This is a genomic window from Streptomyces sp. NPDC085946, from assembly GCF_044540485.1.
In the GTDB taxonomy this organism is placed as follows: domain Bacteria; phylum Actinomycetota; class Actinomycetes; order Streptomycetales; family Streptomycetaceae; genus Streptomyces.
Window position 1 is genome coordinate 201,950 of sequence record NZ_JBITSF010000012.1, and the last position, 15,223, is coordinate 217,172.

Annotated in this window: 13 protein-coding genes; 4 read left to right on the forward strand and 9 right to left on the reverse strand. The window is 77.7% G+C overall.

All coding sequences use genetic code 11. The features are described 5' to 3' along the window. Positions 1–13: 13 nt before the first annotated feature. Positions 14–670: a dienelactone hydrolase family protein gene (locus ACIF8T_RS24080; RefSeq protein WP_400038161.1), complete on the reverse strand. Its 657-nt coding sequence runs from the start codon at positions 668–670 to the stop codon at positions 14–16. Positions 671–850: 180 nt separating this feature from the next. Here ACIF8T_RS24080 and ACIF8T_RS24085 point away from each other — a divergent pair, with 180 nt between their 5' ends. Beyond that, positions 851–1,306 (forward strand): archease, encoded by a 456-nt coding sequence (locus ACIF8T_RS24085; protein ID WP_400038162.1) that lies wholly within the window; start codon positions 851–853, stop codon positions 1,304–1,306. Positions 1,307–1,414: 108 nt separating this feature from the next. Here the strand turns inward: ACIF8T_RS24085 and ACIF8T_RS24090 are convergent, their stop codons facing one another. Further along, entirely contained in the window at positions 1,415–2,839 is a 1,425-nt protein-coding gene (locus ACIF8T_RS24090) for an RtcB family protein (RefSeq protein ID WP_400038163.1), read from the reverse strand. A 78-nt stretch (positions 2,840–2,917) separates the two neighbouring features. Here ACIF8T_RS24090 and ACIF8T_RS24095 point away from each other — a divergent pair, with 78 nt between their 5' ends. Beyond that, positions 2,918–4,042 (forward strand): CapA family protein, encoded by a 1,125-nt coding sequence (locus ACIF8T_RS24095; protein WP_400038164.1) that lies wholly within the window; start codon positions 2,918–2,920, stop codon positions 4,040–4,042. A gap of 272 nt (positions 4,043–4,314) precedes the next feature. Here ACIF8T_RS24095 and ACIF8T_RS24100 read toward each other — a convergent pair whose 3' ends face one another. Beyond that, positions 4,315–5,334 (reverse strand): RNA polymerase sigma factor RpoD/SigA, encoded by a 1,020-nt coding sequence (locus ACIF8T_RS24100; protein WP_400038165.1) that lies wholly within the window; start codon positions 5,332–5,334, stop codon positions 4,315–4,317. A gap of 107 nt (positions 5,335–5,441) precedes the next feature. Here ACIF8T_RS24100 and ACIF8T_RS24105 point away from each other — a divergent pair, with 107 nt between their 5' ends. Beyond that, positions 5,442–5,894: a YbhB/YbcL family Raf kinase inhibitor-like protein gene (locus tag ACIF8T_RS24105; protein WP_400038166.1), complete on the forward strand. Its 453-nt coding sequence runs from the start codon at positions 5,442–5,444 to the stop codon at positions 5,892–5,894. 64 nt (positions 5,895–5,958) lie between these two features. Here the strand turns inward: ACIF8T_RS24105 and ACIF8T_RS24110 are convergent, their stop codons facing one another. Further along, the gene (locus tag ACIF8T_RS24110) at positions 5,959–6,387 is read right to left on the reverse strand and encodes a VOC family protein (RefSeq protein ID WP_400038167.1); all 429 of its coding nucleotides are present in this window, start codon (positions 6,385–6,387) and stop codon (positions 5,959–5,961) included. 238 nt (positions 6,388–6,625) lie between these two features. On the opposite strand from ACIF8T_RS24110, the gene ACIF8T_RS24115 reads away from it, so the two are divergent. Beyond that, positions 6,626–7,264 carry a LysE family translocator gene (locus ACIF8T_RS24115; RefSeq protein ID WP_400038168.1) on the forward strand — a complete coding sequence of 213 codons (639 nt, stop codon included), beginning with the start codon at positions 6,626–6,628 and terminating at the stop codon, positions 7,262–7,264. A gap of 424 nt (positions 7,265–7,688) precedes the next feature. Here the strand turns inward: ACIF8T_RS24115 and ACIF8T_RS24120 are convergent, their stop codons facing one another. The 5 genes from ACIF8T_RS24120 to ACIF8T_RS24140 form a co-directional block, all read right to left on the reverse strand. Then, complete coding sequence (locus ACIF8T_RS24120; protein ID WP_400038169.1) at positions 7,689–9,239, reverse strand: serine/threonine-protein kinase; 1,551 nt, start codon at positions 9,237–9,239, stop codon at positions 7,689–7,691. Then, positions 9,236–10,033: a serine/threonine protein kinase gene (locus ACIF8T_RS24125; protein ID WP_400038170.1), complete on the reverse strand. Its 798-nt coding sequence runs from the start codon at positions 10,031–10,033 to the stop codon at positions 9,236–9,238. The genes ACIF8T_RS24120 and ACIF8T_RS24125 overlap by 4 nt, the downstream gene beginning before the upstream one ends. A 343-nt stretch (positions 10,034–10,376) precedes the next feature. Further along, positions 10,377–12,134 carry an ABC transporter ATP-binding protein gene (locus tag ACIF8T_RS24130; RefSeq protein WP_400038171.1) on the reverse strand — a complete coding sequence of 586 codons (1,758 nt, stop codon included), beginning with the start codon at positions 12,132–12,134 and terminating at the stop codon, positions 10,377–10,379. Then, complete coding sequence (locus ACIF8T_RS24135) at positions 12,131–13,870, reverse strand: ABC transporter ATP-binding protein/permease (RefSeq protein ID WP_400038172.1); 1,740 nt, start codon at positions 13,868–13,870, stop codon at positions 12,131–12,133. Before ACIF8T_RS24135 ends, ACIF8T_RS24130 begins: the two co-directional genes overlap by 4 nt. Next, complete coding sequence (locus tag ACIF8T_RS24140; protein WP_400038173.1) at positions 13,867–15,186, reverse strand: SagB/ThcOx family dehydrogenase; 1,320 nt, start codon at positions 15,184–15,186, stop codon at positions 13,867–13,869. Before ACIF8T_RS24140 ends, ACIF8T_RS24135 begins: the two co-directional genes overlap by 4 nt. Between the last annotated feature and the right edge of the window lie 37 nt (positions 15,187–15,223).

Here is a 15,223-nt window from a genome sequence, read left to right on the forward strand (position 1 = left end):
GGGCGTCGCGGGGTCAGCGCGCCGCCGCGCTCAGCCGCTCGTCGCACCACCGCCGGGCCGCGTCGGTGACCTCCTCCAGGGCGCCGGGTTCCTCGAACAGGTGGGTGGCGCCGGGCACGACGTGCAGGGCGTGCGGGGCGTGCAGCCGCCGCGCCGCGTCCTGGTTGAGCCGCAGGACCTCGTGGTCGCGGCCGCCCACGATCAGCAGCACCGGCGCGCGCACCGCGTCCAGGGCGTCGCCCGCCAGGTCGGGCCGCCCGCCGCGCGAGACGACGGTGAGGACCCGGTCGGGCCGGCCGGCGGCGGCGACCAGCGCGGCGGCGGCACCGGTGCTCGCGCCGAACAGGACGAGGGGCAGGTTCCGGGTGGCGGGCTCCGCCCCCAGCCAGTCGATCGCGGCCATCAGGCGCCGCCCCAGCAGGGGGATGTCGAAGCGCAGCTCGGCGGTGACCAGGTCCTGCCGCTCCTCCGCCTCGGTGAGCAGGTCGATCAGCAGGGTGCCGAGCCCCGCGGTGCGCAGCCCGGTCGCGACCTGCCGGTTGCGCGGACTGTGCCGCGAACTGCCGCTGCCGTGCGCGAACAGCACGGCGGCCCGCGCGGGCGCCGGCACCGCGAGATCACCCACGAGCTCCCGCCCGTCGGCGGGCACGGTGACCGTCCGGGAGATCATGGTCGGCCTCCTCTCCCCCGGTGGTGGCCCCCTCGGGCCGCGTACCCGGGTGGCGGCGGGGTGCACACGGCGGGCCGTGCTGTCCCGCGCCCCGAGGGCGCGCGTCCGGCGCGCGCTTCCCCGGCACGTTCCTCCCCCGCGCCCCCGCATGCGTCGCCGGTGATCGGGCAGTCGGAAGACATGGTCGGTGACACGGGCGACGACGGGCGGGTACGGCGGCCGGGTGGGAGCGGGCACCGGGCGGTGCCGCACACCGCCGACATCAGAATCGAGGCGTGGGCGGGGAGCCGGGAGCACTGTCTGGCGGAGGCCGTGCTGGGGATGGTGGAGTGCTTCGCCGACCTCTCGGGGGTGCGGCCCACCGCCGTGGACCGGGTCCGGCTGGCCGAGGCCAGCGACGACGATCTGCTGGCCGCGCTGCTGGACGAGGTGATCTACCGGCTGGAGGTCCACGGGCAGGTGCCCGTGGACGTGGAGGCGGACGAGGCCGACGGCGACCTGGACGTGCGGCTGGCGGTCGCCCGGCTCGCGGACGTGGAGATCACCGGGGCCGTGCCGAAGGCCGTGGCCTGGAACGAGCTGCGGATCGGGCCGGGCCCCTACGGGTGGTCCTGCGCGGTGACGATCGACGCGTGAGCGGCGCCGGGGGCTCCGGGGCGGTCGGTCGTCGGCGCGTGAGCGGCGCCGAGGGCTCCGGGACGGTCGGTCGTCGGCGCGTGAGCGACGCCGGCGGCTCCGGGACGGTCAGCCCTTGACCACGCCGAGGGGGACCAGCCGGGCCACCGTGCGGCACAGGCCGGCGCCCTCGCTCGCGGCCACCACCGCGTCGACGTCCTTGTAGGCCTCCGGCGTCTCCTCGGCCAGGCCCCGCCAGGACTTGGGGCGGACCGCGATGCCGGACGCCTCCAGCCGGGTGCGCAGCTCCCTGCCGGTGACCGCGCGGGCGGCCCGGTGGCGGCTGAGCACCCGGCCGGCGCCGTGGCAGGTGGAGAAGAAGGCGCCGCCGCCGGGCACGCCGGCGAGCACGTACGAGGCCGTGCCCATGGTGCCGGGAATGAGCACCGGCTGGCCGAACTCCCGGATGTCCGCGGGGAGTTCGGGATGGCCGGGCGGGAAGGCGCGGGTGGCGCCCTTGCGGTGCACGCACAGCCGGCGCGACTGCCCGTCGACCTCGTGGGTCTCGGTCTTGGCGAGGTTGTGGGAGACGTCGTAGACCAGGGTCAGGCGGGTGCCGGCGGTCCGGCGGAAGACGCGGCGGGCCGCGTCGGCGAGGAGCTGGCGGTTGGCGCGGCCGTAGTTGGCGGCGGCGGCCATCGCGCCCAGGTAGCGCCGTCCCTCCGGGGAGCCGGCCGGGGTGCAGGCGAGCTGCCGGTCGGGCACGGTGATGCGGTACCGGGCCATCGCGCGGTCCATGGCCCGGACGTGGTCGGTGCAGATCTGGTGCCCGAGCCCGCGCGAACCGCAGTGGATCATCACGCACACCTGGCCGGCGGCGAGTCCGAAGGCGGCGGCGACCGTCTCGTCGTAGACCTCGGCGACCTGCTGGACCTCCAGGAAGTGGTTGGCGGAGCCCAGGCTGCCGACCTGGGCGAGGCCGCGCTCGCGGGCCCGCTCGCCGACCTGCCCGGTGTCGGCGTCGGCGACCGCGCCGCCGTCCTCGCAGCGCAGCAGGTCGCGTTCCTCGCCGTACCCCTCCTGCACCGCGTACCGGGAGCCGCCGCGCAGGATGTGCTCCAGCTGCCCGGGGCCGGAGAGCCGCCACACCCCGCCGGGGCCCGCGCCGCGCGGGATCGCCCGGTCCAGGCCGTCCATGACGGCGGGCAGCGCCGCCCGGAGCGCGTCCCGGTCCGTGTCGGCGGCCAGCAGCCGCACCCCGCAGGAGATGTCGAAGCCGACCCCGCCGGGCGAGACCACTCCGCCCCGGTCGACGTCGGTGGCCGCGACCCCGCCGATGGGGAAGCCGTAGCCCCAGTGCACGTCGGGCATGGCGTACGAGGCGCCGACGATCCCCGGCAGCGTCGCCACGTTGGCGACCTGCTCCAGCGACTGGGCGGCGTCGGCGAGCAGGTCCCGGGAGGCGAACACCACGCCGGGGACGCGCATCGGCGCCCGGGGCGGGATGCGGAAGCGGTAGGGGCTTTCCTCGACCAGGTCGACGGCCGGTTCCATGGCGACCTCCTGCGACGTGCCGCGAGTACCGCGCCGGGGCCCGGCCGACACCCGCCGCACCCGGCCTACCGTGGAGTCATGGGCGGCTCAGGCGGTGACCCCGGCCGTGCGGTGACGCTGTTCCTGTGCGGTGACGTGATGCTCGGGCGCGGGATCGACCAGATCCTGCCGCACCCCGGCGATCCGGCGCTGCGGGAGGCGTACGTGTCCGACGCCCGGGTCTACGTCCGGCTCGCGGAGTCGGCGCACGGGCCGGTCCCCGCGCCCGTCTCCCCCGCCTGGCCGTGGGGCGGGGCGCTGCGGGTCCTGGACGAGGCCGCGGTCGACGTCCGGATCGTGAACCTGGAGACGTCCGTGACGCGCTGCGGCGCGTTCGCGCCCGGCAAGGACATCCACTACCGGATGCACCCCGGCAACCTGCCCGCGCTGACCGCGCTCCGGCCCGACGTCTGCGTCCTCGCCAACAACCACGTCCTGGACTTCGGGCGGCCCGGCCTGCTGGAGACCCTGGACGCGCTGGCCGCGGCGGGCCTGCGGACGGCGGGCGCGGGCCGCGACGCCGCCGGGGCCCACGCGCCCGCGGCGGTGCCGGTGCCCGGCGGACGGGTGCTGGTGTTCGCCCTCGGGGCGCGGTCCAGCGGCATCCCGCCCGACTGGGCGGCGACGGCGGACCGGCCCGGCGTGGCGTACCTGGCCGACCTGTCGCCCGGGACGGCCGCCGCCGTCGCGGAGCGCGTCCGGCGGGCCGGGCGCGCCGGGGACCTGGTGGTGGTGTCCGTGCACTGGGGCTCCAACTGGGGCTACTCCGTGCCCCGCGACCAGGTCCGCTTCGCGCACGCGCTGGTAGACGCCGGGGCCGACGTCGTGCACGGGCACTCCTCGCACCACCCGCGCCCGCTGGAGGTGTACCGCGACCGCCTGATCCTGTACGGCTGCGGCGACTTCGTGGACGACTACGAGGGCATCTCCGGCTACGAGCGGTACCGCGACGACCTCCGCCTGGCCTACCTGGTCCGGCTCGACGCGGGCACCGGGCGGCTGGCCGGGCTGCGCATGGTGCCGCTGCGGGCCCGGCGGATGCGGCTGGAACCCGCGCCCGGGGCGGACCGGGCGTGGCTGCGGGCGACGCTGGACCGGATCGGCAGGGGGGTGCGCGTGGCGCTGGGGCCGGACGGCGTCCTGGTGGGGACGCGCGAGGCGTGAATGGTGCCGGGTGCGTGCGGTGCGGGACCCGCCGTGGCCTCGGAAGGGGGCCCGGCTCGCCACGGCATCGGCCGAGGTCCGACCGCCACGGGCTGGGTGCGGTACGGGACCCGCCATGACCTCGGGCGGGAACCCGGCCGCTACGACATCGGCCGAGATCCGACCGCCGCGGGCCGGGTGCGGGCCGCCACGGCATCGGCCGAGATCCGACCGCCGTGGGCTGGGGTGCGGGCCGGCCGCCGTCGCCCGGGACCCTGGCCGGCCGTCACCGGTCAGCCCGTCCAGGCACCCAGCCGTTCCCGGTTCTCCGGTGCGCGCAGGTGGGCGAGGGAGGCCTTCTCCAGGCGGCGGACCCGCTCCCGCGTGAGGCCCACGTGCCGCGCGACCTGGTCCAGGGTGCGGGTCTTCCCGTCGTGCAGGCCGTACCGGAGGCTGAGGATCATCGCCTCGCGCGGCCCGAGCGTGCCGACGGCCTCCCGCAGTTCCTCGGCGAGCGCCCGGTACTCGGCGACCTCGGGGGCCTGGAGCACCTCCGTGTCGGGGATGAGGTCGCCGACCACGGTCTCGCCCGTCTCGTCGACCGGCGTGTCCAGGCTGACCGCGTGCCGCCCGACGCGGCGCAGCCAGACCACCCTCTCCACGGCCAGGCCGCTGTCCCGGGCCACCTCGTCGGGGGTCGGCTCGCGCTCCAGGTCCCGCTGCAGCTTGCGTTCGACCTTGGCGAGCTTCTGCAGCTGCTCCACGACGTGCATCGGCAGCCGCACGGTCCGGGCGTGCGCGGCCAGGCCCCGCTCGATGGCCTGGCGGATCCACCAGGTGGCGTACGTGGAGAACTTGAAGCCCTTGGTGTGGTCGAACTTCTCCACCGCCCGGATCAGCCCCAGGTTGCCCTCCTGGATGACGTCCAGCAGGGGCAGGCCCCGGTGCGCGTGCCGCTTGGCCATCGACACCACGAGCCGGAGGTTGGCCCGCACCATGTGGTCCTTGGCCGCCTGCCCGTCGCGGACGGTCTCCTCGCACTGCCGGCGCCGCTCGGGCGTGAGGCCGGGTCCGCCGGCGTCGGCCCGCTCCAGCTCCTCCAGCGCCCGGACGCCGGCCTCGATGCGCCGGGCCAGCCGTACCTCGTCCGCCGCGTCGAGCAGGGGCGTCGCCGCGATCTGCGCCAGGTACTGGCCGAGCAGGTCGGGTTCCTCGTCGGGCTCGGGAATGCGGCTGCGCAGCCGGGCGGTGCGGGCGCGGGCGCGGTGGTCCTCGTGCGTGTCCGCTGCGAAGGGTTCTGCCCGGGGAGACATCGTCGCTTCCTCCGTCCCCTCCCGGTTCTCTTCCGGCGGGCCTCCGGGTACCCGGGGCGGCGGGGCCCCAACCGTATATCCGGTCACCGCGGGGGTACCCCGGCCACATGGCCGGCATCGAACTCACCAGTGACGCATTCGACGACCATTCCTTCATCGCGCGCCGGTACGCGTACGAAGGCGAGAACGTCTCTCCTCCGCTCGCCTGGAGCGGCGTACCGGACGACGCGTCGGAACTGGTGCTGCTGTGCGAGGACCCCGACGCCCCCTCGGGCCCCTTCGCGCACTGGGTGGTGGTCGGCGTCGACCCCCGCAGCGGGGGCGTCGGCGCGGGCCGGTGCCCGCCGGGCGGCACGGAACTCGTCAACGGCTACGGCGAACGGGGCTGGGGCGGGCCGCATCCCCCGCCGGGCGACGACGCGCACCACTACTTCTTCCGGCTCTACGCCCTGTCCGGGCCCTGCGTGCTGCCCGACGCGCCCAGCGCGGACCAGGTGCACGAGGCGGTCGGGAAACAGGAGGTCGCCAGCGGGACGCTGGTGGGCCTGTACCGGCGCTGACCCGCCCGGCCCCCGCCGGGGGCCGGGTGCGGACGTGTGCCGCGCACCCGGCCCCGGCGCGGGCTCAGCAGGCCCCCGGCACCTCCTCCGTCACGCCGTTCAGCGCCGAGGACGGGTCGCTGCCGTACGGGCGGGTGATGACCTCCAGGCCGTGACCGGCCGGATCCCTGAAGTACACGCCGCGACCGCCGTCGTTGCGGTTGATCCGGCCCGGGTGCCTGCCGTGCGGATCGGCCTGGACGGGGATCGCGCGCGCCACGAGACGGGCCAGGACCGCGTCGAACTCGTCCTCGGAGACGAGGAACGCGTAGTGCTGCACGGGGATGTCGGCGTCGATCGTCGCGAAGTCCAGCGTGACGCCGTTGGCGGTCGTCACCGGCAGGAACATCCCGGCCGGCGCGCCGACCTCCAGTCCCAGGACGTCGGCGAGGAAGTGTGCGGACGTCTCCCGGTCGCGGGAGAGAACGATGGTGTGGTTGAACTCGACTGACACGGGTCAATGCCTCCACGGGCATCTCCGCGGCGCCTCCATGCCTCACCCGGCCGGTGACCGGCACGCGATGCCGCGACCCGGATCGTAGACGCGCCGGTCCGCGCCCGTCGAGCGGTTTCCGGCCGTGCCGGAGCCGCCGGAGCCCCCGGGGAGACGGAGCGGGACGCCCCGGGAACCGGCCCGGGGGCCCCGGGAAAACGGATCGTCGGCCGGGTTCCGCCCGTGCTTCCATGGGCCCATGGTGTCCCCCGACCGTCTGCTCGCCTTCGCGGCGCTGTCGCTCGTGCTGATCGTGATCCCCGGTCCCAGCGTGCTGTTCGTGATCGGGCGGGCGCTGGCGCGGGGGCGCCGCGCCGCGCTGGTCACGGTGGTGGGGAACACGGCCGGCGCCTACCTGCTCGTCGTGGCCGTCGCGCTCGGCGTGGGCACCGTCGTGGAACGCTCGGTGCTCCTCTTCACGGTGCTGAAGCTGGCGGGCGCCGCCTACCTGGTGCACCTCGGCGTCAGGGCGTGGCGCGAACGCGGCGCGCTGCGGGCCGCGTTCACCGGTGACGGGCCGACGCCCGGCGGGCGGCGCACCTTCTGGGAGGGCTTCGCGGTCGGGGTCGCCAACCCCAAGACCATCGTGTTCTTCGCGGCGGTGCTGCCGCAGTTCGTCGACCGCGACCGGGGGCACGTGACGGCGCAGCTGCTGCTGCTCGGTCTGGTCTTCAACGTCATCGCCGTGGCCTGCGACAGCGTGTGGGGCCTCGCCGCGGCCACCGCCCGGGACTGGTTCGCGCGTTCGCCGCGGCGGCTCTCGCTGGTCGGCGGGGCGGGCGGCCTCGCGATGATCGGCCTCGGCGTCACCGTGGCCGCGACCGGGCGCAAGGACTAGGGGCTGTCGTTCGGATCACGCCGCGGACGCGGGGCCGACGACCTACAGTCGATTCCCCGCGGCCTGATCCGAACGACAGCCCCTAGCCGGCGGGCCGGACGCACACCCCTGACAGACGTCAGGACCGCTGCCGCCCCGGGTCCTCCTACCGTGGTGGCGCGGTCACCGGCACCGCCGCGGCACCGTCCGCGCCCGGCACGGGCCGTGCCCCGGCCTCGGTCCGGTCGGCTCGGCCACCCGCTCGGAGCGGCGGCCGGCGTGCGACGGCCGGGTGCGACGGCCGCGGCCGCGTCACCGCTGGTGTGCGCCGGGACCGTGCCGGTCCCGGGCCGGTGCCCACGCCGGGCGACCGGCGAGGGGGCGTCGCGCAGCCGTGACCGGCGGCGAAGGGCACGGCGGGTGGGCCGCGGTACGGGGGACCGGCTCACCCGCCGTACGCGGCGAGGTGGCGCAGCACCTCGTCGACGTGCGGGCGGACCCGCTCGGGCACCCCGCCCTGCTCGATGACCGCGCGGTCGCTGGTGCGGTAGCCGGCCGCGACCAGGGCGGGCAGGTCCTCCTTCGGCAGGCCCGCCTCCTTGAACCGCTGGTCGAGCCAGCACACGTAGCCGCTCATGGAGGCGATGGCGTCCGGCGGCGACATGTGGTCCTTGTCGCCGTCGCCGTCCCCGTCCACGGCCCACGCCCGGAACACCGACGGCGTCCACATGGCGATGCCGTACTCGTCGGTGGCCGGGCGGGCGGCGTTCGCGTCGAAGCCGCTCTCCGCCTTGAGCAGGGCGGCGAGCAGGGCGGGCGTGATCTCCTCGTCGGTGCAGCGGTGGGCGGCCTTGGTGATGACCGGGCGCAGCGCCCGGGGCACGTCGGAGCCGGCGGGGATCTCCCCGGGGGCCGTGCTGTGCGCGCCGGTGACGACGGCGGCGGTGCCGCGGCCGCGGTCGTCGCCGCCGGTGTCGCCGTCGCCGTCGCCGCCGAGCAGCAGCGTCCCGGCGACCGCGGCGGCGGCCAGGCCGGTCAGCGCGGTGGCGACGGCCGCGACGCGGCGTCCGCGCCGGCGGCGCGGTCCGCCCGCCAGCCGCTCCACCCGCGCGGCGAGCGTGCGCGCCGTGTGCGGGAGGCGGGCGGCGTGGTCCGGGGCCAGGCAGTCGGCGACGAGCCGGCGCCAGCCCTCGTCGAGGCCGGCGTCCAGGCGCAGCGGCGCGGTGCCGCGCGCGTAGGTCTGCGCGGCGAGCGAGCGGGCCCGGGCCGTCGCGCCCGGGAACGGGTGGAGGCCGCCGGTGAGCACCTGGTGGGCGAGGACGCCGAAGGCCCAGACGTCGGCGGTCGGCCGGATGACGGCGCCCCGGGCGCCGGTGCGCTGGGACCACCACTCGGGCGGCAGGTGGTCGAGGGTGCCGAGCGGCGGGAGGTGGGCGTGGCTGCCGTCGAGCTCCGTGGCCAGCCCGAAGTCCGCCAGCCACACCTGCCCGTCCGCGCCCAGCAGGACGTTGGCGGGCTTGAGGTCGCCGTGCACCCAGCCCGCGTCGTGCATGTGGGCGAGCCCGGCGGCGATCCCGCGCAGCACACGGCCCGCGTCGGGGATCGGGCGGCCGGCCCCGGCGGCGTCCAGGACGTCCTTCAGGCTGGCCTCGGCCCGGTCCATGACCAGCGCGACGGCCCCGTCCAGCGCGGGCAGGCCCGGCGCGTCGACGGTGCGCACGGCGCGGGTGCGGACCAGGTGGGGGTGGTCCGCCGCGGAGCTGAACCGCACCTCGCGCGCGACGAGTTCGCCGAGCGCGGCGCGCTGGCCGGGGGCGAGGGCGTCGGTGGGCAGCACCTTGACCGCGACCGGGGTGCCGTCGGCGACCGTACGGGCCTCGTACACGGTGCCCCAGCCGCCGGAGCCGATGACCGCGCCGATCTCCCAGCGGTCGATGCGGAAGCCCTCCGGGAGGCGGGGCGCGCCCAGGGGCTCCCGGGTGCCGGACGGTGTCATGCGCGGGCCTCCTGCGGGGCGGGGCGCCCGGCGCCGCGGGGCGGCAGCAGGGCGAGGTGCTCCTCGCGGACCAGGCCGAAGCGGAGGGCGACGGAGGCCAGCCGGGCGCGTTTGGCGCCGGTGCGGGCGCCGTCGCCGGCGGTGTCGTCGCCGAGGTCGAGGCGCAGCTTGGCGAAGGCCAGGTAGTCGATGTGGTAGTTGACCGCCGAGCGGGTCAGGTCGCGGCAGGACTCCAGCGGGCGCAGCCGTTCCACGATGTCGCCGACGCCGGGCAGGACGGTGTCCGAGGCGTCGCGCAGCCGCGGTTCGCACAGCGCGACCAGGACGAGGAAGTACTTGGAGGTGGGGTCCAGGGCGAAGGGGTGGACGGTCTGCTCCCCGGCGCCGTCGGCCGGTCCGTCGGCGAGGTAGGCGTGCTGCGGGGCGAACACCTTGAAGGCGGCGGTTCCCGTCAGCGCGGGCAGCACCACCCGGGAGAACTCGAACGGCACGGGCGCGCCGAGCCGTCCCGGCGCCACGGTGAGGTACTCGCCGGCGCCCTCCAGGTTCTCCACGACGTAGGAGACGCTGCGGCTGAAGTTGGACAGCCGCCAGTAGTCCCCGGCCGCCTCCAGCTGCCCCGCCCGGCGCGAGACGCCGGGATCGGCCAGGGGGATGGCCACTCCCCCGCCGCCGGGCGTGCCGCGGCCGAAGTCGACGACGTCCCCCGGTCCCAGGTGCAGCAGTTCGGGCCTGCCGGTCTCGTCCGCGGCCGGCCGCGTGGGGCCCGGCAGCTGGACGATGATCGTTTCCATGGGTGACTCCCCCGAATCGGTCGCGTGGATTGTACGCGTGCCTTCCGCTTGCCGCCGTCCTGCGTGACCGGGCCGTCCCGCGCCCCGGGTACGGACCGGCACGCACCGTCCGCCGTGCGGGCGGTGCGTGCCGGACGGAGGTGCCGGGCGGTCCGGCGGCCGGTGTCCGCGGCGGACTCCGGCAGGCCGGTCTTCATGGTGAACTCCGGTCGCCCGCAAGGACATTCCGGCGCGCCGGGGGCGAGGGGGACGGGGTGGTGAGGGCGGGAGCGGGGTCGGGGTGGACGGGTGGGGGCGGGCGTGCACGAGGGCGGGGGACGGGGGCGGCCGGGCCCCCGGCCGGTCACCGGGCGGCGGGCCTCAGGACGCGGTTCAGGGCGCTGTCGGGGCGGGCGGTGAGCTCGTCCCAGGTGCCTTCCTCGGCGATCCGGCCGGCCTCCAGCACGGCGACGCGGTCGGCGCGGCGGATGGTGGCCGGGCGGTGCGCGATGACGAGGGTGGTGCGGTCGGGGTCCTCGGCCAGGGCCGCGGCCAGTTCCGCGTCGCCGGTGTTGTCCAGGTGGGCGGTGGTCTCGTCCAGGACGAGGACCCGGGGCCGGGCCAGCAGGGCCCGGGCGAGGGCGATGCGGGCGCGCTGGCCGCCGGAGAGGGTGGCGCCGCGCTCGCCGACGACGGTGTCCGGCGCGGCGATGCGGTCGACCCCGCAGCGGCGGGCCGTCTCGGCGAGGAACGCGTCGTCCGCGTCCGGCGCGGCCAGCCGCAGGTTCTCGGCGAGGGTGCCGTGGAAGAGGGGGGTGTCCTGGCCCACCACCGCGACGGCGCGGCGCAGGTCGGCGTCCGCCAGGTCGCGCAGGTCGACGGGGCCGCCGGTGCGGGGCAGCAGCTGGACCGCGCCGCCCGACGGGTCCCAGAAGCGGGCCAGCAGGTGGGCGCAGGTCGTCTTGCCCGCGCCGGAGGCGCCGACCAGGGCGACGGTCCGGCCCGCGGGGACCGTCAGCTCGACGCCGTCCAGGACGGGCCGGTCCCCGTAGCCGAAGCTCACCCGGTGCAGGCGTACGCCCAGCGGGCCGGGCGGGAGGCGGCGCGGCGCGGCGGGCGGCGGGGCGAGCGCGGGCGCCTTGACGGCGGCGTCGACGCGGGCGGCGGCGGCGCGCAGCGACACGGCCTGGCTCAGCGCCCTGGCCGACTCGGCGACCGGGCCCAGCACCGACAGGGCCAGGGCCATCGCCGCGGGCACCCACGCGCCGTGCAGCCGGCCGGCGGTGGCCGCGTGGGCCGCGGCCGTCACCACGCCGAGCACCGCGGTCACGATGAGGACGTCACGCAGGACCGCGGCCAGCGCCTCCCAGGAGGCCTCCGCCCGCTGGGCCGCGCCCACCGCGCGGCCCTGCTCGGCGAGGCGGCGGCGGCGCTCGTCGAGCCCGCCGAAGGCGAGCAGTTCGCGCAGCCCGCCGACGGCCTCCACGGTGTCGGCCGACAGAGTCGCCGCGGCGGCCCGGGTGCGGGCGCCGCGCACCGCACGGGCCCGCGCGTCGGCGAACGGCGCCGCGGCGAGCAGCGCGGCGACCGGCAGCAGGGCCGTCAGCAGCCAGGGCTCCACCACGGCCAGCAGCACGGTCCCCGCGGTGAACACCGTCCCGGACGCGAGGAGTTGGGCGGTGGTGTGGGCGTAGAAGAACTCCAGCGCCTCCACGTCGGCCATCGCGGTGGCGGCCAGGTCGCCGCTGCGCCGGCCGGCCACCCGGGCGGGCGCGCTGCGGGCCAGTCCGTCGAAGACCCGCACGCGCAGCGCGGCCAGCACCCGGTAGGCCAGGTCGTGCGAGAGGTCCATCTCGCGCCAGGTCGTCAGGGCGCGCAGGAGGACGAGGGCGACCAGCACGGCGACCGTGCCGGCCGCGGGGGCACGGCCCTCGGTGACCGCGGTGCCGACGGTGTACGCGGCCAGCGTCGACACGGCGACCAGCGACCCTTGTTCGGCGAGCGCGGCCGCGCAGGTCCGCGCCACCATCGTCCGGTGCGCGGCGAGGGCGGGCAGCAGGGCCCGCAGCGCGCCCCGCGCGGGCACCGCGGCGGCACCGGACGTGTTCGTGGAGCCGGTCATGCGGCACGCCCCCCTTCGCGCACCTCGCCGGCCGTGACGAGCCGTGTATAGAGGCCGCCCGCGGCGGCGAGGGCGGTGTGGTCGCCGACGGCGTCGACGCGTCCGCCGTCCAGGACCACGACGCGGTCGGCGTGCCGGACGGCGGCGAGCCGGTGGGCGATGACCAGGACGGTCCGGCCGCCCGCGGCGCGCAGCAGCTCGCGGACGATGTCGGCCTCGCGGCGTTCGTCGACCGCGCTCGTCGCCTCGTCCAGGACGAGGACGGGCGCGTCGGCGAGCAGGGCGCGTGCGAGGGCGAGCCGTTGCCGCTGGCCGCCGGAGAGGGTGGCGCCCCGTTCGCCGAGGACCGTGGCGTAGCCGTCGGGAAGGGCGGCGATTTCGTCGTGGACGCCCGCGGCGCGGGCCGCGCGGACCAGCGCGTCGTCCGTCGCGTCGGGCCGGGCCAGCCGCAGGTTGTCGGCGATGGTGGCGTGGAACAGGTACGTCTCCTGGGAGACGACGGCGATGCCCTGCCGCAGCGAGCCGAGCGTGTACGCGGCGACGTCCCGGCCGTCGACCGTGATCCGTCCCCGGCCCGGCGCGTGATGGCGCAGGAGCAGGGCGAGTAGGGTGGACTTGCCGGCGCCCGACGGGCCGACGATCGCGGTCGTGCGTCCCGCCTCGGCGGTGAAGGTGACGCCGCGCAGCGCGGGCTCCCCCGCGCCGCCGTACGTGAACTCGACGTGTTCGAAGCGCACTTCGGGCGGAGCCGCCCAGCGGGCCGGTGCGGTGCCCGTGTCGGGGACGGCGGGTTCCGCGGTCCGCAGGGCCCTGATCCCGTCGGCGGACGACACGCCCAGGTATCCGGCGTGCCACTCGCGGGACAGGTCGCGTACGGGGCGGAAGCACTCGGAGGCCAGGAGCAGCAGCAGGTAGGTGCCGGTCGGTGTGCCGGACCCGGTGACGGCCGCCCCGCAGGCGAGCAGCGCGGCGGCCACGACGCCGCCCTGGACGGCGAGGTCGGTGAGCCCGGTGTCGACGAGCGACACGCGGAGCTTGGCCACGGTCGCCCGGTGCAGCGCCGCCGAGCGCTCCTCCAGCCGCCGGCGGGTGCGCCCCACGGCGCCCGCCGCCCGCAGCGCGGGCATGCCCTGCAGGGCCTCCAGGTAGTCGGCGCCCAACTGCTCGTAGGTGTCCCAGTGTTCCTTGCCCCGCCTGGCCAGGAGCCGGTCCCAGGCGCGCGGCCCCGCCAGGGCCAGCAGCAGGGCCGGGACGAGGCCGAGGAGGGCGACCGGTGCGGAAGCCGCCAGTGCGACGAGCAGCAGCGGGGGCACGGTGAGGGTGACGAGGAGCTGGGGGAGGTAGCGGGAGACGTAGGCGTCGACGCCCTCGACCCCGTCGACCAGGGTGGTGCGGACGGCTCCGGCGCGCGCGGTGGTCAGGTGGGCGGGGCCGAGCCGCCCCAGGTGGGCGAGGAGTTCGTCGCGCAGGGCGACCCGCACCCGGGCCCCGGCGCGGGTGGCCGTGCGCCGCTGGAGGCAGCCGAGGCCGGCCCGGACGGCGACCACGCCGAGCACCGCCGCGAGCAGCAGCGGCAGCCGGGCCGTGTCGCCCCGGGCCGTGTCGGCGAGCGCGACGGCCAGCAGCACGGCCTGCCCGAGGTGGGTGAGGGTGACGGCGCCCTGCAGCAGGGTGGCCGCGAGCAGGGGGCGCCGGGCGTACCGTGCGGCCCGGCGCAGCTCGGGGTGGACGATCACGAGGGTCCTTCTTCGTCGGGGTGGGGGGTACGGATGGTGGGGGGCGGGGCGGTGGGGCCCGGCCGCGCGGTGCCGGAGGCCGGGGCGGGACGGGGTCCGGTGGCGCCCGGGGCCGGGCCGGTCGCCGGGTACGTCGTGCCCAGGGCCAGCCCGTGGACGATCCAGTCCCGGCCCGGTGCGGCGCCGAGCGCGGCGCCGAGGTCGGCCTGCTGCCAGGCGCCGACGGGACGGGCGCCCAGCCCGCGGCGTACGGCGGCCACCTGGGCGAGGTGGACGGCGAAGCCCGCTCTCAGGTGGGCGCGGCGGATCCGCCGGGGTCCGGCGTCCGCCGGGCAGCCGTAGCCGAGCAGGACGGCGCCCGCGTCCGCGATCCACCGCTGCCCGGCGGCCCACACGGCGAGCGTCGGCCGGGCCTCCCCGGCGGCCAGCCGCCGCAGCGTGCCGTCGGGGGCCAGCCCGACCAGTGCGGGGCGCGGTTCGCCGACGGCCGCGCACCAGGCGAGTTCGCCGGCCCCCGCCTCGGCGGCGGTGGCGAGCACGGTCCGCAGGTCGTCCGGGGACGGCGTGCCCCGCAGCGGGGGCGGGGCGCTGCGGCGGGCCGGCGGCTCGTGGGCCCCGGCCGCGAGCGGAGCCGCGTCGCCGGGCGGGGCGAAGTGCACCGCGGCGAGCGGCTGTTCGCCGCGTCCGTCCAGGCGGAGGACGGGCTCCGTGCCGCCCCGGGCCCGTCCCGCCAGCCACAGCGCGCCCGCGGCGTGCCCGGTGTCGAGCAGGGCCAGCGGCCAGGCGCGGTGGCCGTAGTGCGAGGCCGTGCGGCGGACGGTGACCGACAGCTCGACGGTCGCACCGGGCGGTGGCCCGTCGGGTGCCGGGGCGAGGCGGTGGACGCGGTGGCGCACCGGGTCGTACCCGTAGCGCCCCGGCGGCAGCGGGCAGCCCGGCCCCACGACGAGCCGGGCGTCCACGGGGTGGAGGGCCCCCGCGGACGCCGCGGGCCGCAGCCGTCCGGTCCCGTCCTGGGCGGCCAGGGAGAGCCGGAGCAGCCGGTCCAGGTCCAGCTCCCCGGGGCCGGCCGCCGGCAGGGGCCGCGAGGGCCCGGGCCAGGGGCGGACGGCGGGTCCGGCGGGCGTGTCCGGTCCGGGTGCCTCGGTCGAACGGGCACGGGCGAGGACCGCGACGAGGTCCACGGGCCGTCCCGCGTCGCCGTCCTCGGGCCGGCCCGCGTCCTCGCCACCGGCACGCAGCGCACGGCCGTCCCCGGCCCGGTCCGCGCGGCCGTCCCCGCTCCGGCCCGCCCTCTCGCCCCCGGCCCGGTCCACACCCTCACCTCCGAACGCGTCCCGGCATGCGGTTCCG